This window comes from Pseudomonas sp. GD04058 (assembly GCF_029836855.1).
Taxonomy (GTDB): Bacteria; Pseudomonadota; Gammaproteobacteria; order Pseudomonadales; family Pseudomonadaceae; genus Aquipseudomonas; species Aquipseudomonas bharatica.
In genome coordinates, this window is record NZ_JAOECN010000008.1 from 139,556 (window position 1) to 161,863 (window position 22,308).

19 protein-coding genes are annotated in these 22,308 nt (G+C 56.5%); all 19 read left to right on the forward strand.

Annotation, left to right across the window (positions count from 1 at the left end; genetic code table 11):
- The first annotated feature begins 194 nt into the window (after positions 1-194).
- Positions 195-2,831, forward strand: a complete 2,637-nt coding sequence (gene gyrA, locus N7650_RS09850) for a DNA gyrase subunit A (RefSeq protein WP_009407553.1) — start codon at positions 195-197, stop codon at positions 2,829-2,831.
- A 75-nt stretch (positions 2,832-2,906) separates the two neighbouring features.
- Positions 2,907-3,992: a 3-phosphoserine/phosphohydroxythreonine transaminase gene (serC, locus tag N7650_RS09855; RefSeq protein WP_009407555.1), complete on the forward strand. Its 1,086-nt coding sequence runs from the start codon at positions 2,907-2,909 to the stop codon at positions 3,990-3,992.
- Positions 3,992-5,086: a prephenate dehydratase gene (pheA, locus tag N7650_RS09860; RefSeq protein ID WP_009407557.1), complete on the forward strand. Its 1,095-nt coding sequence runs from the start codon at positions 3,992-3,994 to the stop codon at positions 5,084-5,086. The genes serC and pheA overlap by 1 nt, the downstream gene beginning before the upstream one ends.
- Positions 5,087-5,127: 41 nt before the next feature.
- Positions 5,128-7,368 (forward strand): bifunctional prephenate dehydrogenase/3-phosphoshikimate 1-carboxyvinyltransferase, encoded by a 2,241-nt coding sequence (locus N7650_RS09865; protein WP_279898018.1) that lies wholly within the window; start codon positions 5,128-5,130, stop codon positions 7,366-7,368.
- Positions 7,365-8,054 (forward strand): (d)CMP kinase, encoded by a 690-nt coding sequence (gene cmk / locus N7650_RS09870; RefSeq protein WP_009407560.1) that lies wholly within the window; start codon positions 7,365-7,367, stop codon positions 8,052-8,054. The genes N7650_RS09865 and cmk overlap by 4 nt, the downstream gene beginning before the upstream one ends.
- Positions 8,055-8,176: 122 nt before the next feature.
- Complete coding sequence (gene rpsA / locus N7650_RS09875; protein ID WP_279898019.1) at positions 8,177-9,853, forward strand: 30S ribosomal protein S1; 1,677 nt, start codon at positions 8,177-8,179, stop codon at positions 9,851-9,853.
- Positions 9,854-10,075: 222 nt separating this feature from the next.
- Positions 10,076-10,369 carry an integration host factor subunit beta gene (gene ihfB / locus N7650_RS09880; protein WP_009407562.1) on the forward strand — a complete coding sequence of 98 codons (294 nt, stop codon included), beginning with the start codon at positions 10,076-10,078 and terminating at the stop codon, positions 10,367-10,369.
- 23 nt (positions 10,370-10,392) lie between these two features.
- Positions 10,393-10,626, forward strand: a complete 234-nt coding sequence (locus tag N7650_RS09885) for a LapA family protein (protein ID WP_009407563.1) — start codon at positions 10,393-10,395, stop codon at positions 10,624-10,626.
- Positions 10,627-10,761: 135 nt separating this feature from the next.
- The gene (locus N7650_RS09890; protein ID WP_009407564.1) at positions 10,762-11,805 is read left to right on the forward strand and encodes a Wzz/FepE/Etk N-terminal domain-containing protein; all 1,044 of its coding nucleotides are present in this window, start codon (positions 10,762-10,764) and stop codon (positions 11,803-11,805) included.
- 193 nt (positions 11,806-11,998) lie between these two features.
- On the forward strand, positions 11,999-13,354 hold the full coding sequence (locus tag N7650_RS09895) for a Wzz/FepE/Etk N-terminal domain-containing protein (RefSeq protein WP_009407565.1): 1,356 nt from the start codon (positions 11,999-12,001) through the stop codon (positions 13,352-13,354).
- A gap of 341 nt (positions 13,355-13,695) precedes the next feature.
- Entirely contained in the window at positions 13,696-14,100 is a 405-nt protein-coding gene (locus N7650_RS09900) for an FdtA/QdtA family cupin domain-containing protein (RefSeq protein ID WP_037062328.1), read from the forward strand.
- 122 nt (positions 14,101-14,222) lie between these two features.
- Positions 14,223-15,353, forward strand: a complete 1,131-nt coding sequence (locus tag N7650_RS09905) for a DegT/DnrJ/EryC1/StrS family aminotransferase (protein ID WP_009407568.1) — start codon at positions 14,223-14,225, stop codon at positions 15,351-15,353.
- Positions 15,350-16,606: an O-antigen translocase gene (locus N7650_RS09910; RefSeq protein ID WP_279898031.1), complete on the forward strand. Its 1,257-nt coding sequence runs from the start codon at positions 15,350-15,352 to the stop codon at positions 16,604-16,606. Before N7650_RS09905 ends, N7650_RS09910 begins: the two co-directional genes overlap by 4 nt.
- A gap of 90 nt (positions 16,607-16,696) precedes the next feature.
- Positions 16,697-17,776: a hypothetical protein gene (locus N7650_RS09915; protein WP_279898032.1), complete on the forward strand. Its 1,080-nt coding sequence runs from the start codon at positions 16,697-16,699 to the stop codon at positions 17,774-17,776.
- Positions 17,773-18,858 carry a hypothetical protein gene (locus N7650_RS09920; RefSeq protein WP_279898034.1) on the forward strand — a complete coding sequence of 362 codons (1,086 nt, stop codon included), beginning with the start codon at positions 17,773-17,775 and terminating at the stop codon, positions 18,856-18,858. The genes N7650_RS09915 and N7650_RS09920 overlap by 4 nt, the downstream gene beginning before the upstream one ends.
- A gap of 45 nt (positions 18,859-18,903) precedes the next feature.
- The gene (locus N7650_RS09925; protein ID WP_279898035.1) at positions 18,904-19,869 is read left to right on the forward strand and encodes an NAD-dependent epimerase/dehydratase family protein; all 966 of its coding nucleotides are present in this window, start codon (positions 18,904-18,906) and stop codon (positions 19,867-19,869) included.
- On the forward strand, positions 19,847-21,019 hold the full coding sequence (locus N7650_RS09930) for a glycosyltransferase (protein ID WP_279898036.1): 1,173 nt from the start codon (positions 19,847-19,849) through the stop codon (positions 21,017-21,019). Before N7650_RS09925 ends, N7650_RS09930 begins: the two co-directional genes overlap by 23 nt.
- 42 nt (positions 21,020-21,061) lie before the next feature.
- The gene (locus tag N7650_RS09935; protein WP_279898037.1) at positions 21,062-21,655 is read left to right on the forward strand and encodes a sugar transferase; all 594 of its coding nucleotides are present in this window, start codon (positions 21,062-21,064) and stop codon (positions 21,653-21,655) included.
- On the forward strand, positions 21,652-22,269 hold the full coding sequence (locus tag N7650_RS09940) for an acetyltransferase (RefSeq protein WP_279898038.1): 618 nt from the start codon (positions 21,652-21,654) through the stop codon (positions 22,267-22,269). Before N7650_RS09935 ends, N7650_RS09940 begins: the two co-directional genes overlap by 4 nt.
- Positions 22,270-22,308 lie beyond the last annotated feature (39 nt).

The following is a 22,308-nucleotide window of genomic DNA, read 5'->3' on the forward strand; positions in this document are numbered from 1 at the left end:
ATGCCCCCGCCGACTGTGATAACATCCGGCGGTTTCCAAGGGCGCCCAGCGGGGTGCTCTTCACTACGCAGATCCATGGCATAACTCGTTGATTTGTCGTAAGTCGTCGCGCAGGAGGCCCTTCGCGGCGGCGAGCTTCGTTCGTCCCATATGGATGCGACGAAGTTTCACCAGAAAAAGGAATCAGGCTTCTCATGGGCGAACTGGCCAAAGAAATCCTCCCGGTCAATATCGAAGACGAACTGAGACAGTCCTACCTCGACTACGCGATGAGCGTCATTGTCGGGCGTGCACTGCCCGATGCGCGTGATGGCTTGAAGCCCGTGCATCGCCGCGTTCTGTATGCGATGAGCGAACTGGGTAACGACTGGAACAAACCGTACAAGAAATCCGCCCGTGTGGTCGGTGACGTGATCGGTAAGTACCACCCTCACGGTGATACCGCTGTCTACGACACCATCGTGCGCATGGCCCAGCCTTTCTCCCTGCGCTACCTGCTGGTCGACGGCCAGGGCAACTTCGGTTCGGTCGACGGCGACAATGCTGCGGCGATGCGATACACCGAAGTGCGCATGGCCAAGCTGGCCCACGAGCTGCTGGCCGACCTGCACAAGGAAACCGTGGACTGGGTGCCCAACTACGACGGCACCGAACAGATCCCTGCGGTCATGCCGACCCGTATCCCCAACCTGCTGGTCAACGGCTCCAGCGGTATCGCCGTGGGCATGGCGACCAACATCCCGCCGCACAACCTCGGCGAAGTCATCGACGGTTGCCTGGCGCTGATCGACAACTCCGAGATCACGGTCGATGAACTGATGCAGTTCATCCCGGGCCCGGACTTCCCCACCGCCGGCTTGATCAACGGTCGCCAGGGCATCATCGAGGCCTATCGCACCGGTCGCGGACGCATCTATATGCGCGCCCGCTCCACCGTCGAGGACATCGACAAGGTCGGTGGCCGCCAGCAGATCGTCATCACCGAACTGCCGTACCAGTTGAACAAGGCCCGTCTGATCGAGAAGATCGCCGAGCTGGTGAAAGAGAAGAAGCTCGAAGGCATCACCGAGCTGCGCGACGAGTCCGACAAGGACGGCATGCGCGTGGTCATCGAGCTGCGCCGTGGTGAAGTGCCGGAGGTAGTGCTCAACAACCTCTACGCCCAGACCCAGCTGCAAAGCGTGTTCGGCATAAACATCGTCGCCCTGATCGACGGTCGTCCGCGTCTGCTCAACCTCAAGGACCTGCTCGAAGCCTTCGTCCGCCACCGCCGCGAAGTGGTGACCCGGCGTACCGTGTTCGAGCTGCGCAAGGCTCGCGAGCGTGGGCATATCCTCGAAGGCCAGGCGGTTGCGCTGTCCAACATCGACCCGGTCATTGCCCTGATCAAGGCTTCGCCGACGCCTTCGGAGGCCAAGGAAGCGCTGATCGGCACGCCATGGGAATCCAGCGCCGTGCAGGTGATGGTCGAGCGTGCCGGTGCCGACTCCTGCCGTCCGGAAAACCTCGACGAGCAATACGGCCTGCGTGATGGCAAGTACTACCTGTCGCCGGAACAGGCCCAGGCCATTCTTGACCTGCGCCTGCACCGCCTGACCGGCCTGGAGCACGAGAAGCTGCTGGCCGAATACCAGGAGATCCTCAACCAGATCGGCGAGCTGATCCGTATCCTCAGCAGTGCCGAGCGCCTGATGGAAGTGATCCGCGAAGAGCTGGAACTGATCCGCGCCGAATACGGCGATGCGCGCCGCACCGAGATCATCGACGCGCGCCTCGACCTGACCCTGGGCGACATGATTCCGGAAGAAGATCGCGTGGTAACCATTTCCCATGGTGGCTACGCCAAGACCCAGCCGCTGGCGGCCTACCAGGCCCAGCGTCGCGGTGGCAAAGGCAAGTCGGCGACGGGTGTAAAAGACGAAGACTACATTTCCCACCTGCTGGTAGCGAACAGCCATACCACCCTGCTGCTGTTCTCCAGCAAGGGCAAGGTGTACTGGCTGAAGACCTACGAGATTCCCGAAGCGTCCCGTGCGGCCCGTGGTCGCCCGCTGGTCAACCTGCTGCCGCTGGACGATGGCGAGCACATCACCACCATGCTGCCGGTCGAGGAATACACCGAGGGTCACTACATCTTCATGGCCACTGCCAACGGCACCGTGAAGAAGACCCCGCTGGAGCAGTTCAGTCGTCAGCGCAGTGTCGGCCTGATCGCCCTGGAGCTGGACGAAGGCGACATCCTGATTTCCGCTGCCATCACCGATGGCGAGCGTGAGGTCATGCTGTTCTCCGATGCTGGCAAGGTGACACGCTTCAAGGAATCCGATGTCCGCGCCATGGGCCGTACCGCTCGTGGCGTGCGCGGCATGCGCCTGGCCGAAGGGCAGAAGCTGATCTCGATGATCATTCCGGAGGAGGGCAGCCAGATCCTCACCGCTTCCGAGCGCGGCTACGGCAAGCGCACCGCGATCAGCGAGTTCCCCGAGTACAAGCGTGGCGGCCAGGGCGTTATCGCCATGGTCAGCAACGAGCGTAACGGTCGTCTGGTCGGCGCTGTCCAGGTGCAGGAAGGTGAGGAGATCATGCTGATTTCCGACCAGGGCACCCTGGTTCGCACCCGTGTCGGCGAGGTCTCCAGCCTGGGTCGCAATACCCAGGGTGTTACCCTGATCAAGCTGGCCAGCGACGAAACCCTGGTCGGCCTGGAGCGGGTCCAGGAGCCTTCCGAGGACGACGAGGACGACGAACTGCCGGATGCCGAGGCAGGCGACGACAACATCGAGGCGCCGCAGGCGGATGCTGCCGGCGAGGAAGACGTCGTACAGGATTGAGTGGTAGATGTGTGGAATACGGAAGCGGGGCTCGTCCCCGCTTCTGCCGTTATCTTGAGCAGAGCGAGAGTGGATGTGAGCAAACGAGCCTTTAACTTCTGCGCAGGCCCTGCTGCGCTTCCGGACGCTGTTCTGCAGCGCGCCCAGGCCGAAATGCTGGACTGGAACGGCAAAGGCCTGTCCGTCATGGAAATGAGTCACCGTAGCGACGACTACGTGGCCATTGCCCAGCAAGCCGAGCAGGACCTGCGCGACCTGTTGTCCATCCCCTCCAACTACAAGGTGCTGTTCCTCCAGGGTGGCGCCAGCCAGCAGTTCGCCGAGATCCCGCTGAACCTGCTGCCCGAGAACGCTACCGCCGACTATATCGAGACCGGCATCTGGTCGAAGAAGGCCATCGAGGAAGCGCGCCGCTTCGGCAACGTCAATGTCGCCGCCTCGGCCAAGCCCTACGACTTCCTGGCCATTCCCGGCCAGAACGAGTGGAAGCTGACCCCGGGCGCCGCCTACCTGCACTACGCCTCCAACGAAACCATCGGCGGCCTGCAGTTCGACTGGGTGCCGCAGGCCGGTGACGTTCCGCTGGTGGTGGACATGTCTTCCGACATCCTTTCCCGTCCGATCGATGTCTCGCAGTTCGGCCTGATCTACGCCGGAGCGCAGAAGAACATCGGCCCGAGCGGCCTGGTGGTGGTGATCGTCCGCGAAGACCTGCTGGGTCGCGCCCGCAGCGCCTGCCCGACCATGCTCGACTACAAGATCGCGGCCGATAACGGCTCGATGTACAACACTCCGGCTACCTATTCCTGGTACCTCTCCGGCCTGGTCTTCCAGTGGCTGAAGGAGCAGGGCGGCGTGGCTGCGATGGAGCAGCGCAACCGGGCCAAGAAAGACCGCCTGTACGGCTTCATCGACAAGAGCGATTTCTACACCAACCCGATCAGCGTCAATTCCCGTTCGTGGATGAACGTGCCGTTCCGCCTGGCCGACGAGCGTCTGGACAAGGCGTTCCTCGCCGGTGCCGACGCTCGTGGCCTGCTCAACCTCAAGGGACACCGTTCGGTCGGAGGCATGCGTGCCTCGATCTACAACGCGCTGGGCCTGGAAGCCGTCGAAGCCCTGGTGGCCTACATGGCCGAATTCGAGAAGGAACACGCCTGATGTCCGAACAGGAACTCAAGGCGCTGCGGGTACGCATCGACAGTCTCGACGAGAAGATCCTCGAACTGATCAGTGATCGCGCCCGCTGTGCCCAGGAAGTCGCGCGGGTCAAGATGGGCTCCCTGGCCGAGGGCGAGGTTCCGGTTTTCTACCGGCCCGAGCGCGAGGCGCAGGTGCTCAAGCGGGTCATGGAGCGTAACCAGGGGCCGCTCGGCAACGAGGAAATGGCCCGGCTGTTCCGCGAAATCATGTCCTCCTGCCTGGCGCTGGAGCAGCCGCTGAAAGTGGCTTACCTCGGCCCCGAGGGTACCTTCACCCAGGCTGCGGCGATGAAGCACTTCGGCCATGCCGTGATCAGCAAGCCGATGGCGGCGATTGACGAAGTATTCCGCGAGGTGGCAGCCGGTGCGGTCAACTTCGGTGTTGTGCCTGTGGAAAACTCCACCGAGGGCGCGGTCAACCACACCCTCGACAGCTTCCTCGAGCACGACATGGTCATCTGTGGCGAGGTCGAGCTGCGTATCCACCATCATCTGCTGGTGGGCGAGAACACCAAGACCGACAGCATCACCCGCATCTATTCCCATGCCCAATCCCTGGCCCAGTGCCGCAAGTGGCTGGATGCCCACTACCCGAATGTGGAGCGCGTCGCGGTGGCGAGCAATGCCGAGGCGGCCAAGCGGGTCAAGGGCGAGTGGAACTCGGCCGCCATTGCCGGCGACATGGCTGCCGGCCTGTATGGCTTGACCCGACTGGCCGAGAAGATCGAGGACCGTCCGGACAACTCCACCCGGTTCCTGATGATCGGCAACCAGGAAGTCCCGCCGACGGGCGACGACAAGACTTCGATCATCGTGTCCATGAGCAACAAGCCGGGCGCTTTGCACGAATTGCTGGTGCCGTTCCATGAGAACGGAATCGACCTCACGCGCATCGAGACCCGCCCTTCGCGCAGCGGTAAATGGACCTACGTATTCTTCATCGATTTCGTCGGCCATCACCGGGATCCGCTGATCAAGGCCGTGCTGGAGAAGATCAGTCAGGAGGCGGTTGCCCTGAAAGTGCTGGGTTCCTACCCGAAAGCGGTGCTTTGAGGCGTGACGATGGGGGATGTTTTGAACAGGGTCCTGGCTCAGTGATTGAAATCGAAACGCAAAAGAGCGAAACCGTGCTTGGCCGGCTTGTTGTAGTAGGCCTCGGCCTGATCGGTGGTTCCTTCGCCAAGGGCGTGCGTGAAAGCGGCCTGTGCCGCGAAGTGGTCGGTGTCGATCTGGACCCGCAATCGCGCAAGCTGGCAGTCGAGCTGGGTGTGGTCGACCGCTGTGAGGAAGACCTTGCAGCGGCCTGCGTCGGTGCCGACGTGATCCAACTGGCAGTACCGATCCTGGCGATGGAGAAGGTGCTGGCCAGGCTGGCTGGAATGGACCTGGGGCAGGCGGTGCTGACCGATGTTGGCAGTGCCAAGGGCAATGTCGTTCGCACGGCTCGTGCGGTCATGCCGGAGCGACTGGCGCGCTTCGTGCCCGGCCATCCGATCGCCGGTTCCGAGCAGAGCGGGGTGGAGGCTTCCAATGCCGGGCTGTTTCGTCGGCACAAGGTGATCTTGACCCCGCTGGCCGAGACCGATGCCGAGGCCTTGGCCCTGGTTGACCGGCTGTGGCGCGCGTTGGATGCGGATGTCGAGCACATGCAGGTGGAGCGTCACGACGAAGTGCTGGCTGCCACCAGTCATCTGCCGCATCTGCTAGCGTTCGGCCTGGTCGATTCCCTGGCCAAGCGCAATGAAAACCTCGATATCTTCCGCTACGCTGCCGGCGGCTTCCGTGATTTCACGCGGATCGCGGGCAGTGACCCTGTAATGTGGCATGACATTTTTCTCGCCAATCGCGAGGCTGTCTTGCGCATACTGGACACTTTTCGCAGCGACCTCGACGCCTTGCGCGATGCGGTCGATGCAGGGGACGGGCATCAGTTGCTGGGCGTGTTCACGCGCGCTCGGGTTGCCCGCGAGCATTTCAGTAAAATCCTGGCCCGACGGGCCTATGTGGACGCTATGAACTCCAACGACCTGATTTTCCTGGCACAACCTGGTGGCCGTCTGTCCGGGCGCATTCGCGTTCCCGGTGACAAGTCGATCTCCCATCGCTCGATCATGCTCGGCTCGCTGGCCGAGGGCACCACGGAAGTCGAAGGCTTCCTCGAAGGCGAGGACGCTCTGGCGACCCTGCAGGCGTTTCGTGACATGGGTGTGGTGATCGAAGGTCCGCATCACGGTCGCGTGACAATTCACGGCGTCGGCCTCAATGGCCTGAAACCGCCACCTGGCCCTATCTATCTGGGCAACTCCGGTACTTCGATGCGCCTGCTGTCCGGCCTCCTGGCTGCGCAGGCCTTCGACACCGTGCTGACCGGCGATGCCTCGCTGTCCAAGCGTCCGATGAACCGTGTCGCCAATCCGCTGCGCGAAATGGGGGCGGTCATTGAAACCGCCGAGCAGGGCCGTCCACCGGTCACCATTCGTGGCGGGCACAAGCTCAAGGCGCTCACCTACACGCTGCCGATGGCCAGCGCCCAGGTCAAGTCCTGCCTGCTGCTTGCCGGTTTGTACGCCGAGGGCAAGACCACGGTCACCGAGCCAGCACCGACCCGCGACCACACCGAGCGCATGCTGCGTGGTTTCGGCTATGAAGTGAACGTCGAGGGGCCGACCGCCTCGCTGGTATCCGGCGGCAAGCTGAAGGCGACCCATATCGAAGTACCTGCGGATATTTCCTCGGCGGCCTTCTTCCTGGTGGCCGCGTCGATCGCCGAAGGCTCCGAATTGCTTCTGGAGCATGTCGGCATCAACCCGACCCGTACTGGTGTGATCGACATCCTGCGCCTGATGGGCGGTGACATCACCCTGGAAAACCAGCGTGAAGTCGGTGGCGAGCCGGTTGCCGACCTGCGTGTGCGTGGTGCCAGGCTCAAGGGCATCGAAATTCCCGAGCACCTGGTTCCACTGGCCATCGACGAGTTCCCGGTACTGTTCGTTGCTGCGGCCTGTGCCGAAGGCCGTACCGTCCTGCGTGGTGCCGAGGAACTGCGGGTCAAGGAATCCGATCGCATCCAGGTCATGGCCGACGGCCTGCTGGCCTTGGGTGTCAAGTGCGAGCCAACCGCCGATGGCATCATCATCGATGGTGGCGAGATCGGTGGTGGTGAGGTCCATGGCCACGGTGACCACCGGATCGCCATGGCCTTCAGCGTGGCTTCCCTGCGAGCAACTGCGCCGATCCGCATCCATGACTGCGCCAACGTCGCTACTTCCTTCCCGAACTTCCTGGCCTTGTGCGCAGAGGTCGGGATTCGCGTCGCTGAAGAGGGCAAATCGTGAACCTGCAAGCGCCGGTCATCACCATCGACGGGCCTAGCGGTTCGGGCAAGGGTACGGTAGCAGGCCTGCTGGCCCGGCGCCTGGGCTGGAACCTGCTGGACTCCGGCGCCCTGTATCGTCTACTCGCGTTCGCTGCGGGCAACCATGGCGTCGATCTGACCAACGAAGAGTTGCTCAAGGCCCTCGCTGCCCATCTGGACGTACAGTTCCTTGCGGCCGAGGAAGGCCAGTTGCAGCGCATCATTCTGGAAGGCGACGACGTCAGCAATGACATCCGCAACGAGCATGTCGGTGCCGGCGCCTCCCAGGTGGCTGCCCTGCCTGCGGTACGCGAGGCGCTGCTGCAGCGTCAGCGTGCGTTTCGCGAGGCGCCGGGCCTGATCGCCGATGGCCGGGACATGGGCACGGTGGTATTCCCCGATGCGCCGTTGAAGATATTCCTGACGGCCAGCGCCGAGGAGCGGGCGCGGCGCCGCTACCTCCAGTTGAAGGCCAAGGGCGATGATGTTAGTCTGTCGAGTCTGCTGGATGAGATTCGTGCGCGCGATGAGCGCGACACCCAGCGCTCGGTAGCCCCGCTCAAGCCGGCAGCCGACGCGATACAGCTGGATTCTACCGAGCTGTCCATCGAGCAGGTGCTGGAACGCATTCTGAGTGAGGTCGCCCTGCGCGATATCACCGGATGACCCGGGAAGGCTGCAGGATTACCAGTCAACGTCCTGCAGCCGGCCCTTACTATGAACGAAACCCACATTGTCTGGAGTGTGGCTGTTGGGCGGATTTATCGCCCGAATCTACAGGAATTAAAATGAGCGAAAGCTTTGCAGAACTCTTTGAAGAAAGCCTGAAAACCCTCAACCTTCAACCAGGTGCGATCATCACCGGTATCGTTGTCGATATCGATGGTGACTGGGTTACTGTCCACGCTGGTCTGAAGTCCGAGGGCGTCATCCCGCTCGAGCAGTTCTACAACGAAGCTGGCGAGCTGACCATCAAGGTCGGTGACGAAGTTCACGTTGCGCTGGACGCGGTGGAAGACGGCTTTGGCGAAACCAAGCTGTCCCGTGAAAAAGCCAAGCGCGCCGAGTGCTGGATTGTTCTGGAAGCAGCTTTCGCCGCCGAAGAAGTGGTCAAGGGCGTTATCAACGGTAAGGTTAAGGGCGGCTTCACTGTCGACGTTAACGGTATCCGTGCGTTCCTGCCGGGCTCCCTGGTTGATGTCCGCCCAGTGCGCGACACCACTCACCTGGAAGGCAAAGAGCTGGAATTCAAGGTCATCAAGCTGGACCAGAAGCGCAACAACGTTGTCGTTTCCCGTCGCAGCGTCCTGGAAGCCGAAAACAGCGCCGAGCGCGAAGCTCTGCTGGAATCGCTGCAGGAAGGCCAGCAAGTCAAGGGTATCGTCAAGAACCTCACCGACTACGGCGCATTCGTGGACCTAGGCGGCGTAGACGGCCTGCTGCACATCACCGACATGGCCTGGAAGCGTATCAAGCACCCATCGGAAATCGTCAACGTTGGCGACGAGATCGATGTCAAGGTCCTGAAGTACGATCGCGAGCGCAACCGCGTTTCGCTGGGCCTGAAGCAACTGGGCGAAGACCCATGGGTTGCTATCAAGGCTCGTTACCCAGAAGGCACCCGCGTCATGGCGCGCGTCACCAACCTGACCGACTACGGCTGCTTCGCTGAGCTGGAAGAAGGCGTCGAAGGTCTGGTGCACGTTTCCGAAATGGACTGGACCAACAAGAACATCCACCCGTCGAAAGTCGTTCAGGTTGGCGACGAAGTGGAAGTCATGGTTCTGGACATCGACGAAGAGCGTCGTCGCATCTCCTTGGGCATCAAGCAGTGCAAGTCGAACCCATGGGAAGACTTCTCTGGCCAGTTCAACAAGGGCGACAAGATCTCCGGCACCATCAAGTCGATCACCGATTTCGGTATCTTCATTGGTCTGGACGGCGGCATCGACGGTCTGGTTCACCTGTCCGACATCTCCTGGAACGAAGTGGGCGAAGAAGCTGTACGTCGCTTCAAGAAAGGCGACGAGCTGGAAACCGTCATCCTGTCCGTTGACCCTGAGCGTGAGCGCATCTCTCTCGGTATCAAGCAGCTGGAAGACGATCCGTTCTCCAACTACGTTTCCGTGAATGACAAAGGCGCCATCGTCAAGGGTACCGTCAAGGAAGTCGACGCCAAGGGCGCCGTCATCACCTTGGCTGACGATATCGAAGCCACTCTGAAAGCTTCCGAAATCAGCCGTGACCGCGTTGAAGACGCGCGCAACGTCCTGAAGGAAGGCGACGAGATCGAAGCCAAGATCATCAGCGTTGACCGCAAGTCCCGCAATATCAGCCTCTCCATCAAGTCGAAAGACGTTGAGGACGAGAAGGAAGTCATGCAGAGCATCGCCAAGTCCTCCACCGAGGCTCCTGCGGCGACCCTGGGTGACCTGATTCGCGAGCAAATGGCCAAACAGAACTAAGTTCTGCTTGATCAAAAAAGGCGACTTCGGTCGCCTTTTTTTATGCCTGAAATTTCAGTCAGTTAAGCGCGAGCCCCATGGGCGTTGGCTTTGCGGGGTGTGTCGGTATTTCTCGCTCCTTGGATTTTCCTACAAGTCAAGAAGCGTACTGTTCAAATTCATCAAGCCGTGCTACAACCAATGGAGGCAATGACCTAGCTGCTTGATACAGAAGGGAAAAACATGACGAAGTCGGAGCTGATCGAACGTATTGTCACCCACCAGGGGTTGCTCTCGTCCAAGGACGTGGAGCTGGCAATCAAGACCATGCTTGAGCAGATGTCCCAATGCCTGGCTACCGGGGATCGCATCGAGATCCGGGGTTTTGGTAGTTTCTCGCTGCATTATCGTGCTCCCCGCGTGGGGCGTAACCCGAAGACCGGGCAGTCCGTCGAGCTCGATGGCAAGTTCGTTCCGCATTTCAAGCCAGGGAAGGAGTTGCGGGATCGGGTGAATGAGGAGGAGGGTCATGACTAATGTTGCGACAGGAGGTGTAAGCTGTGCGGAACTTTAGCCGTTTTGTCTTTGTCATATTGACTTTGATGGTTGGTCTTATTGCTTTTATCTTCGCCATGGAAAACCAGCAGCCGGTTAGCCTTGCGATTATAGGTTGGTCTTCCCCTATCTTGCCTGTATCAGTATTAGTGCTTTTTGCGTTTGTTTTGGGGGCGTTGGGTGGTGCTGTTTTTCTAGAAGGACTGCGCCTTCGCAAGGGCAGGAAGCGGTCTGACTGATTTCGTGATCGGTCGCAGTCGGTTAATACTTGTTCTAGGGGTTGGTTGTTTTAGGGGCTGTGATCAGTATTTGGTTTCAAATAACTTCTAGCTAATAATAAATAAATGCCAATCGAGATGGGGATCAATTGATAGATGCAAAATGACGTCAGCAAGGTTTTTTCAGATCAGGAACCCAATATTTATGATGTTGTTTTGGTGTTGTGGCGCTCAAAACTCAGTATTTTGGTGTGTTCCTTCCTGGGGGTGCTGGCGGCTGCAGGTTATATTTTCTCAGAGCGCACGCTCTACGAAGCGAGAGTATTTGTGCTTCCCCCCACGCAGAATGGCATTGCCGACTTGAACTATGGGCGGACGCGCGAGAGCGAGTTGACACCTTTTAGCGTGAAAGATGTGTATGACGTTTTCCTGCGCAATTTGCAGGCAGAGTCCCTCAGGCGTGATTTTTTTACCCGCTACTACCTGCCGTCATTGAGCGATTCCAAAAGAAAAGCTCCGCTCGACAGCCTGTATTCTGAGTTTTCACAAAGCCTGGTCGTGTCAGGGGACGCAAAAGCCTCTCCCGACGGATATTCGTTGACCCTCCGCGGCGAAGATCCTGCCGTCATTTCCGAGTGGGTTCGCCTTTATATCCAGAGTGCAGAAGATACCGCCAGGAAGGAAGTTATCAAGAACGCTTCACGTGAAGCAGAAGTGCGTGCTCGCAATTTGAATCAGCAAATTGTGGCATTACGTGAGCGGGGGCAAAGATCTCGCGAGGATCTCGTTATCCAGTTGCAAGAGGCTTTGAAGATCGCGCAAAGCATTGGTCTCGAGAATCCACCGATCCTGTCGGGTGGTCTGGGTGGAGAGGTGTCGGCGGATATGGGCGGGCAATTGACCTACATGCGCGGCTCCCGTGCTCTGCGAGCCGAAATCGAGAATCTGCAGCGGCGTCAGTCAGATGATCCATTCATTCCTGGTTTGCGCGCCCTGCAGGTCAAATACAGTCTGTTCAACAGCTTTGAGGTTGCGCCGGAGAATGTATCTGTCTACCGCCAGGATGGGCCGATCGAAATTCCCGATACCCCAGTGCGGGTAAAGGTCGGTTTGATTCTAGCGATCGGATTGTTGTTGGGGTGTGTGTTGGGCGTGATAGTTGCGCTGGGTCGGTGGTTGTATGAGATGAACCGGAAATAGATAGTTGGCTAGATTTGTCAAGTCTTGAAATGCAAGGGATTGATGTCACACTGCCGCAGGAACTCGGATGCGACGGGATCCCAAGCATGGATTACAGTTCAAGGACGAATTCTGACGGCCCTGATCTTCTTCGAAAAATTACTGCTTGGGAGCGTGCGTCTGAATAATCAATTTTTCGAAGGCGGGCATTACATTGAGCGGCTATTTTGAGGTACCCGACAGACCTTCCGGGGACGACCTAGACTTCTGGGCGCTATTCCAGTCGCTCTGGAGGCAGAAACTCATCGTTGGAGGGTTTGTGCTAGTGGCCGGAGCTTGCTCCGTTGGTTATGCCATGCTCAGCACACCCATCTTTCAGGCCCACAGCATCCTGAAGCCCGCACCGATCAACGAACTCGATGCCCTCAATCGATCGGAGGTCTACACCCTCCCACCCGCTGCTGCGTTGGCGCGGATTGCCTCCTCGCTAGGTTCGTATGAGATGCGTTTGAGCTTCTTCCGTGAGAACCAGCAACTGTTTGCCCCTTATATTATTCCGAATCAATCGATCGAGCAGAGCTTTGATGCGTTCAACAGAAGCGTCATTGCTTTGGATGCGCTTGATGTGGGCAAGGACGCTGCCGACTTCGCCCGGGCTGTCAATCTGACCCTTGATTATCCAAAAGGGGTGGATGGTGCCTTCATCCTCAACAAGTTCGTCGACTATGTTATTGAGGCTGAGCGTCAGCATATCTCGGCTGACGTCAGTGCGTTGATCAAGAACCGACTGGCTGAAATCCAGGGCAAGATCGATGTAGCCCGTGCAAACTATCAGATGGACAAAGAAGCCAAGATCGCCGCCCTGATCGAAGCTGATAACGTGAGGAGGGCTCGCCTTCAGGACGAATTGAGCGCGTTAAGAGTACAACTAAAGTTACTGCGCGCTGATCGCATCGCTGTTTTGAATGAAGCCATCTCGATTGCTCGCAGCTTGGGTATCAGGAAACCTGCTACACAGTCGTCCTTGGCGGAGGAGACGATGAACGGTTCCGGTAGTGTTATCAAGACTGAGGTCAACAGCCAGCAGGCGCCTCTCTATTTCATGGGTAGCGATGCGCTGGAGGCAGAGCTGGCAACACTTCGCGCGCGCAAATCCGATGACTTTGTGACAGCACGAACCTCGGAAATTGCTAAGGAACTGCAGATGTTGCAGGTCAACCGTGAGGTTGAGGGGTTGAAGGCGCGCCTTAATGAGGATCTGTTCCTCGACAACGTTCAACCTCTGCGCGCTGAGGCTGCTCGCCTTCAGAGCTTGAGTACCGATTTTAGTCACGTACAACTGGTTTCGATCGATCAGCGCGCGTTGCCATCGGAGAGCCCAGTCAAGCCGCGCCGTGCTTTGATCGTGCTCGCAGGTCTTATTAGTGGCTTGGGGCTGGGGCTTCTGGTCGCGTTTGCTCGTTATCAGGTCCAGTGCATGCGAACCCGCTCCCTCAGGTCTGCTCTTCCTCGTGTGTTGGAGGCTCAGGATCCGCTCTTGCGTCCTGCGGAAACGGTAAGGATCGAGTGAGTACTCGTGGGCTGTGTTTTTACAATGCGCTCGGTGGGTTAGATACGTATAATCCCTGCGGCTATAAATCGATCGGTGTATAGTTGGCGGCCTGGTTTCTGGCCGGCCCAAATATGCTGAAGTGGCCATATGACATCAATGTCTATCGGCTCGCCGTATTTCAGAAGCACTGCGGTACGACTTCCATGAAGCCTGTACTTGTATCTCGGGCGCGCCCGCCATCCCGTTGGACGCAGCAAGCATCCAGGACGGATTAGCTCCCAAGGAGTAGGGAAGAAGAATTTGCGGAATTTAAATTATTATCAAGCAGGGGTTGCCAGGATGGAAGCTGGGGCTGAAAAATGAATCTGATTAATCTTGTTGAAGTTCAGGTTCTCGGCGATGACCGTGGTCACCTGAGCGTTCTTGAGGCAAATAAAAACATTCCGTTCGATATCCGACGTGTCTACTACCTCACTGGCACCCAGCCAGGCGTAGCACGCGGTTTCCATGCCCACAAGGAACTGGAGCAAATGGCAGTCTGCGTCGCCGGGAGCTGCCGCATGATCATGGATGACGGCCTTCGTTCGGAGGAGGTCATACTGGACTCACCGGCCAAAGTGCTGCATGTCGGCAAAATGGTCTGGCACGAGATGCATGATTTTACTGAGGACTGCGTTCTGCTGGTCCTGGCCAACGACTACTACGATGAGAGCGATTACATTCGCAATTACGAGCAGTTCCTGCAGGCCGTTGCCAGTGCCTGAGGGACTGGCGTTGTCCACTCTACATGCGCTCATCAAGTGCCCAATGTGGGCACTTGATGACGCATTCCCTGGCTATTGATTCTTGCCCAGGAAAACCGGAAAAGTTATCAGGATGGTATCCCATGGTTGAATTCCTTGATTTGAAATCAATTAACAAACTCGATCGCGAGGCCATGATTGAAGCCTGCACACGTGTAATTGATTCAGGCTGGTATATCTCCGGCAAGGAACTCGCAAGCTTTGAGCGCGAATTCGCGGAGTTTTGCGGTACGCAGTTCTGCATTGGCGTCGCCAACGGGCTCGACGCACTGATCCTTACCCTGCAAGCATGGAAGCAGCTTGGCTTGCTGGTTGAAGGTGATGAGGTGATCGTTCCAGCCAATACCTATATTGCCAGCATTCTGGCAATCAGCCAGAACCAGTTGGTGCCGGTTCTGGTCGAGCCGAACGAGGGAAGCTTCAACCTGTGCCCAATAGCTGCCGAGGCGGCCATCACCGACAGGACCCGGGTTATCCTCGCGGTGCATCTCTATGGTCAATTGGCAGACATGCCTGCATTGAGCAGTCTGGCAAAGCGCAAAAATCTACTGTTGCTGGAGGACTCCGCACAATCCCACGGCGCCGCCATCGACGGTCGTCGCGCGGGCAACTGGGGTGATGCCTCAGGCTTCAGTTTCTATCCGGGTAAGAACCTGGGTGCCTTGGGTGATGGCGGGGCGATCACCACCAATGATGCCAAGCTGGCAGAAACATTGCGGGCACTGCGTAATTACGGCTCCCATGAGAAATACAAGAATCTTTTCAAGGGTGTCAACAGTCGGCTCGACGAACTCCAGGCTGCCGTGTTGAGTGTCAAGCTGAAGTCATTGGACGAACAAACCCAGCGTCGCCGGGAGATCGCACAGCAATATCTGCAAGGCATCGATAATCCTCTGATTAAGCTGCCTGTGGTCGATGCCGGCAGCGTGCTTGATTTCCATCAGCACGCTTGGCACTTGTTCGTGATTCGCAGCGAGCATCGTGAGGCGCTGCAGAAGCATCTGTCGGACAACGGTGTACAGACGCTGATCCATTATCCGATTCCGCCACACAAACAACAGGCGTATGCGGAGTGGAACACGCTGTCTTTCCCGTTGACCGAGCGTCTGCATGAAGAAGTGCTCAGCTTGCCCATGGGGCCAACGCTGTCCGGCGAGGAGGCCGAGCAGGTCGTGGCTGCCTGCAACAGCTTCAGCGTGGCCAGTGTTAAATGACATTTCTGAAGACTAGTTTGTTAAACGGCATAGCCGTTCTTTTCAAACTGCTCACCTTGCTGGGTATCAACAAGATCCTGGCGGTCTACGTGGGGCCGGCCGGTTACGCGGCATTGGGTCAGTTTCAGAATGCCGTACAGATGATCACCACATTTGGTTCCGGGGCGATCAATACTGGCGTGACGAAGTACACGGCTGAATACGATGGTGATGAAGAAAAGCAGCATCGGGTCTGGTCTACGGCGGGCACCATCGTATTTTCCAGCTCTGTCGTCGTCGGGCTTTTGATCGCGCTGTTCAACCGGAATCTGGCAGGTTGGTTCCTCAAGGATGAGGCTTACGGCGGCGTGTTTCTCTGGTTCGCTGCGTCGCTGCTGCTGTTTACCCTGAACGCCATGCTTCTGGCGATTCTGAACGGCAAGAAGGACATTCCCCGTTACGTGCTGGCGAACATTTCAGGCAGTGTTTTCGCCTTGCTCGTGACTGCGGTCATGACCGTGATGTTCGGACTTTATGGCGCATTGGTAGCGTTGGCCATCTATCAGTCCCTGGCGTTTTTTGTGACCCTGCTCCTCTGCATCAAAGCGCCGTGGTTCCGTATCGCTTCTCTATTTGGCCGGATCGACAAGACGACTGCGCTGAATCTGGGCAAGTTCACTTTGATGGCGCTGGTCTCGGCGATTGTAGTGCCGCTCTCGCAGATTCTCGTGCGTAACCACCTTGGAGAGCATCATGGTTGGGTGGCGGCAGGATACTGGGAGGCCAGTTGGCGTCTGAGTACCGCTTACCTGATGGTGCTGACTACGACGTTGAGTGTGTATTTCCTGCCGCGATTTTCAGAGATCAAGTCTGCTCGCGAACTGACGTCGGAAGTACTGCTGGGCTACAAGTTTATTGTTCCTGCAACAATCGTGATAGGCGTCGTCCTGTATGCGCTGAGAGACTGGGTGGTGGTCATCCTGTTCAGTTCCGAGTTCTATGAAATGCGAGATCTTTTTTTCTGGCAGATCATAGGTGACACGCTAAAGGTCTTGAGCTGGGTACTAGCCTACGTCATGACCGCGCGAGCACTCTGGAAACCCTATATTATCGGTGAACTCTTGTTTGGTGCATCGTTCTATGGCTGGGTCGTGGTGTTTGATCAATACGGTGCGGTGGGGGCGACCATGGCCCATGCAATGAACTACCTATTGTACTTTATTTTTGTTTTCGTAGTGCTGAAAAGACATAAAGTAGTTTTTGAAAGCGGATGACGAGAATTGATTCGCTGGCGGAAAGTCCCAGTCCCGCAATGACGTGACAGGCGGTTTTCTTTCATCCATTGCTTAGGGGAGTAAAAAAGCGTGAAGATATTGCTCATTGGCGAGTACAGTGGCTTGCATAAGGAATTGAAAGGTGCGCTGACAGCCTTGGGGCATGAGGTGACGCTGGCCGCTGCCAGCGATTTTTGGAAGAAATTCGAAGCCGACATCAACCTTGGATATGGTTCTAATATCTACAGCTACAAAGCGCGTCAATTGATCCTGCCTTTCTTGAAGATGAAAGTATTCCGCGGTTACGACGTGGTGCACCTGGTCAATTTTTATGTATTTCCGCGTCTGCCTTATCTGAATCTTCTTTTCGTAAAATATCTGAAGCGGCATAACAAGGTGGTTACGCTATCCGGTTCGGGGGATGATCCGTTCTTCGTCAAGTATTCCGAAGATACAATGCGCTACAGTCCAATTCCATGGCACGAAAAGTACGATCGCAACAAGCCGTATTACATGAGAAGTAAGGCCCACCTGAAGGCGATGCATGACTATATGCAGTGCGTCGATGGGGTAATACCGATCATGTTCGAATATTACTCTACCTTTTGTGCCGCAGGGTATGAGGAAAAAACTTCCCAGCCTATTCCAATTCCGATTTCGGTAGATAGAATTCCTTTTTCCGAGAATCGCGAAGCCGATGGCAAGCTGGTGTTCTTTCATGGCTTGAATCGCCGAGGTTTCAAAGGAACCTTCCTGGTCGAGAAAGCATTTGACAGTCTGCAGTCCAAATACCCCAATGACGTGGAGTGCTTCATTAAAGGGCATATGCCGTTCGAGCAATACATGGCGTTGTTGTCCAAGGTTAACGTCTCCGTAGATCAAGTGTTTTCCTATAGCTTGGCGATGAATGCGCTGTACTCCATGTCTCAAGGAAAAGTTGTTGCCGGTGGCGCGGAACCTGAGTCTTCTATCCTGTACGGCGGTGAGTTGCCACCTGTCTACAACCTGCCGGGTGAGCAGGCCGGACTGGATCAGACTCTGGAAAAAATCCTGGATGAGCGCGAGAGCATCGGCGAACGCTCGATTGCCTCGCGCGAGTTCGTAGTGAAGCACCACTCTCCGGTCAAGGTGGCGGAGGCTTACCTAAACTACTGGAGCCGCTTCCTGTGATCTACGTCTTGCTCCTCGCAATCATCGTATTTTTCAAGGTGTTGTTTTTTGCCTTCTACGTATTCAACCCGCAGAGCTTTTTTCGAGGCGGAAACGATGCGGACTATTACGATTCCTATGCGCGGGGGGCAAACTATCCTACGTCCAGCATCTGGCCGGATTTCTTACGTGCCCTCAATGAGCTGGGGCTTTACTCACGGGAGGGCGTCAGCTTCGTGATGATGTTGTTGGGCGTGATAGCCATTCCGCTTCTGGTTACCCGCCTGTCGATGTTGCGTGGCCCAATTGCCAATAACCGGGTTTGCATGATTGCGGCAATCGTGGTCAGTTTTTATCCGACGCTTTTTTATTACGCACTGGATATTTATCGCGATGTTCTCATGGTGTTCCTGTTCTTGGTCGGACTGGTCGGAATCAAGGCGTTCATCGAGGCCCGCTCTGCAGCCGGCTTCCTAGGCAGCACTCTGATGGTCCTCGTTGTCGCCGTGGTACTGTTTTCGTTCCGTGGATATCTGGGGTTCGCGTTTTTGCTGGCATTTGTCTGCTTCCGTTTTGTGAAGTTTTCGAAGTTCTCGCTCATGGGGTATGTGGTGCCGATGTTGATCGGCTTGAATGTGCTGTTTGCGGCGGGGGTGCTGAAACCCGTACTTAACTATCGAAGCCTGTTCAACGACGTACAGAGCGCGACGAATCTGGGCATTCAGTTCGAGTCGGTTTCCCGGTTCATACCTGACTTCATGAATAGTCTGCTGTCTCAACTTTTTGGATTTTTCTATCCAAATCTGAGTTCTGTGGTCGCATTCGTACTAGAGAGCGTGCCATTCTGCCTCGGATTATTTTTTCTGGTGAGGAATCGCAGATTTTCCAATAGCCTTGTGGACTTCGTCGTGGTCTTTTCCATTGTCTATTCGATCATCTGGCTGCTCGGTAACGACAACCTGGGCACCGCAATGCGCTTGCGCATGTACAGCTACATAGGGGTGCTCATTGCATGTGCCATCGTCTATCAACGCAAAGCTTATTTCTTTAAGGTTTCGACACCCCAGCCGGTCGCTGTGAATAGCGATTTGCTTGGCAGATAGCATTTTTTATTTCTGCCTTTGTGTACAAGGTTAATGAGGGCTCTCATGAATATAGCAATCACTGGTGCCAGCGGATTTATCGGACGATTGCTCACTGATGAGCTTCACGCTCTCGGTGACAAAGTTGTTCGACTTTCGAGAGCCGCCGGCGACGGCGATTCGGTGATCAAAGGCGACCTGACCGATGGGTCTTGCGGGTTGGATGACTTCGTCGCGAATGCAGAGGTAATTTATCACTGTGCGGGGGAAGTCAAGAACCCCAAGCTCATGTATCCGTTGCATGTCAAGGGAACTGCAAATCTTCTAGCAGCCGTGCAGCGGAGAATACGACGCGACGGCAAACCCGTGCATTGGGTTCAGCTCAGCAGTACCGGCGCTTATGGAAAGCAAGGCGATAAAACAATCGTCGACGAGTCCTTCCAGCCTGAACCTGTTGGTGAGTATGAAGTGACCAAGACCATTGCCGATGAGCTAGTCCTGGCCATGGCGCAAAGTGAACCTCTATTCACTTGTACTCTGGTACGGCCGTCGATTGTCTTGGGTGCGAGCATGCCCAACCAATCGTTCTTTCAGCTTGCCATGATGGTCAGGAAGAAAATGTTCTTCTACATAGGTAACAGGTCGATCAACACCTTCACTTACGTCCATGTCGATGATGTCGTGCGCGCCTTGATTGCCTGTGGGCGTGACCCTCGCGCTGCGGGAGAAACATTCATCCTTTCTGCGGATTGCCTGCAACAGAAAGTCATACAGGCTATAGCTGCGTGGGCGGGAGTTTCCGAGCCCGTCTTCGGATTTCCGGAGAAGTTGCTGCGCCTGCTAATAGGAGTGATTCCGTCCTGGATCCGCTTGCCGCTGACCAGAGAACGAATCGATGCGCTTACGAAAACGGGAGGCTTCGACAGCCGTCATATCGGCGAGCGACTGGATTTCAGGTTCTTGCATGATATTCCGCAGAGCGTGCCTGCCATTTTGGCGGGTGAACAGAATGATCGATCGAATCAAGGATGAGGCCGGCATGACGACCAATAAGAAAATTTGCATAGTCGCCACGGTTCCCGTAGCCCTGCGCGTTTTCATGCTGGAGCACATTCGCGCGCTATCATGTTATTACGATATTACGCTGATGGCCAATGCTGATCGCTCTGAAATGGAGAACCTGTTCAGCGAGAACGTGAGATTTGTACCGCTGCCTATTCAAAGAAAAGTGTCTCTACTCAGTGACGTTATTTCGCTCTGGCAAGTTTACCGGCTGTTTCGCAAGGAGCGTTTCGACTGTGTTTTCTCGATCATGCCCAAATCCGGCCTGCTCTCCATGGTTGCGGCCTTCGTTGCCAGGGTTCCACATCGAATCCACATGTTTACCGGCCAGGTCTGGTTTACCAAGTCAGGCTTGGTCAGGGCTGGTCTCAAGTTCCTTGACAAGGTGCTGGCGTGGAGCGCCACTCATGTGCTCGCTGATAGCCCTTCGCAACGACAATTTCTAATCGACAACAAGATAGTCGCTGCGCAGAAAATATCGGTGCTGGGCAAAGGCTCTATCAGCGGCGTCGACATCAGTCGCTTCAAACCTGATGCTCCCGCGCGGCAAAAATACCGGCAGGAACTGGGTATTATCGGGGACGCGGTGGTCTTCTTGTTCATGGCGCGTCTGACCCATGTAAAAGGAATATTGGAGTTGGGCCGTGCTTTCAGTGACGTCGCGAGGGAAATGCCAAATGCTCATTTATTGGTCATTGGGCCGGATGAGGACGGAGTCGAAGGCGATTTGCTGGGGATCCTCGAGCCTTTCAAATCACGTGTCCACCGCGTAGGTTACACCTACAATCCGGAGGGCTATATGGCTGCGGCTGACGTGTTTTGCATCCCGAGTTACCGCGAAGGCTTCAGTCTTGCCACTATCCAAGCTGCAGGCGTGGGCCTGCCGGCAATAGCTTCGCACATCTATGGCCTCAGCGACGCCGTTCAGCGGGACATGACAGGCATTTTTCACGAACCCGGTAACCTTCCTGAAATGATAGAAGCGCTGAAAAAGATGTATTTCGACGAACAGTTCAGGGCTCGGCTTTCAAGGCAGGCTCATGAACGAGCGCATTCGGAATTTTCCCAGGATGTCATCGTGAGCGAAATGGTCGCGTTCATACGAAAACGCGTTAACTGAGTTAAAAAGGGCTGCTGAGCCTCTGCTTGGATTGAAAATGACATGAAACGTCTTGTCGATATTATTGTTTCCCTGGCTGCATTGCTGGTCCTTTCCCCGGTCATCGCCATAGTGGCGTGGAAGATAAGAAGAAACCTCGGTTCGCCAGTATTGTTCCGCCAAACTCGCCCAGGGAAAAACGGAAAACCGTTCGAAATGATCAAGTTTCGAAGCATGCGTGATGTAGTGGACGATCACGGCACGCCACTGCCGGACGCCGAGCGAATGACACCTTTTGGTTCTTTTCTGCGTGCCTCCAGCTTGGACGAATTACCCGAGCTGTGGAATGTGCTGAAGGGCGACATGAGTCTGGTGGGGCCGCGCCCTTTGCTTATGGAGTATTTACCGCTCTACTCCGCTGAACAGTATCGCCGCCACGAAGTGCGTCCCGGCGTGACGGGGTGGGCTCAGGTGAACGGGAGAAATGCCTTGAGCTGGGAGGAAAAATTCAAGCTAGATGTATGGTATGTCGACAATCGTTCTTTGATTTTGGATATCAGGATACTGTTCATGACCGCGTCGAAAGTCGTGAAGCGAGATGGGATCAGCGCGGCGGGCGAGGCGACCATGTCCAAATTCACCGGTAACCGCTCGTGAACCGCCTGGCTATTCTGGGTGCCAGTGGACACGGGAAAGTGGTCGCTGACATCGCAGAGCGTTGTGGTTGGGAAGAGCTAGCGTTCTTTGATGATGCCTGGCCAGCCCGCTCCATCAACGGTGTTTGGCCAGTCATCGGCAATACCCGATCGATGCTCGCGAGGCTCCACGAGTTCGATGGCGTGATCGTCGGAATAGGCAACAACAAGGTCCGCCACGAAAAAATGCAGATGCTGATGGAGGCGGGCGCTCGCTTCATATCGCTGGTGCACCCGCATGCCATCGTCAGTCGTCATGCAGTGGTCGGAGCTGGCAGCGTGGTCATGGCAGGAGCTGTGATCAACGTCAGTACGGTTGTTGGTCGTGGTGCAATATTGAACACTGCAAGTAGCGTGGATCATGATTGCTCGCTGGGTGATTTTGTGCATGTCAGTCCTGGGGCGAATCTCGCCGGCGGAGTGGAGGTCGGTCAGCACTCCTGGATCGGTATCGGGGCGAGCGTTCGTGAACTGGTAAAGATTGGCGCAGGTGTAGTTGTCGGCGCAGGAGCTGCCGTTGTCAGGGATGTTGCCGATGGTATTACCGTTGTGGGTGTTCCTGCACGTCCCCTATAGTGCGCAGCAGGGAAGTACTTTAGTCATTCATGCGATATG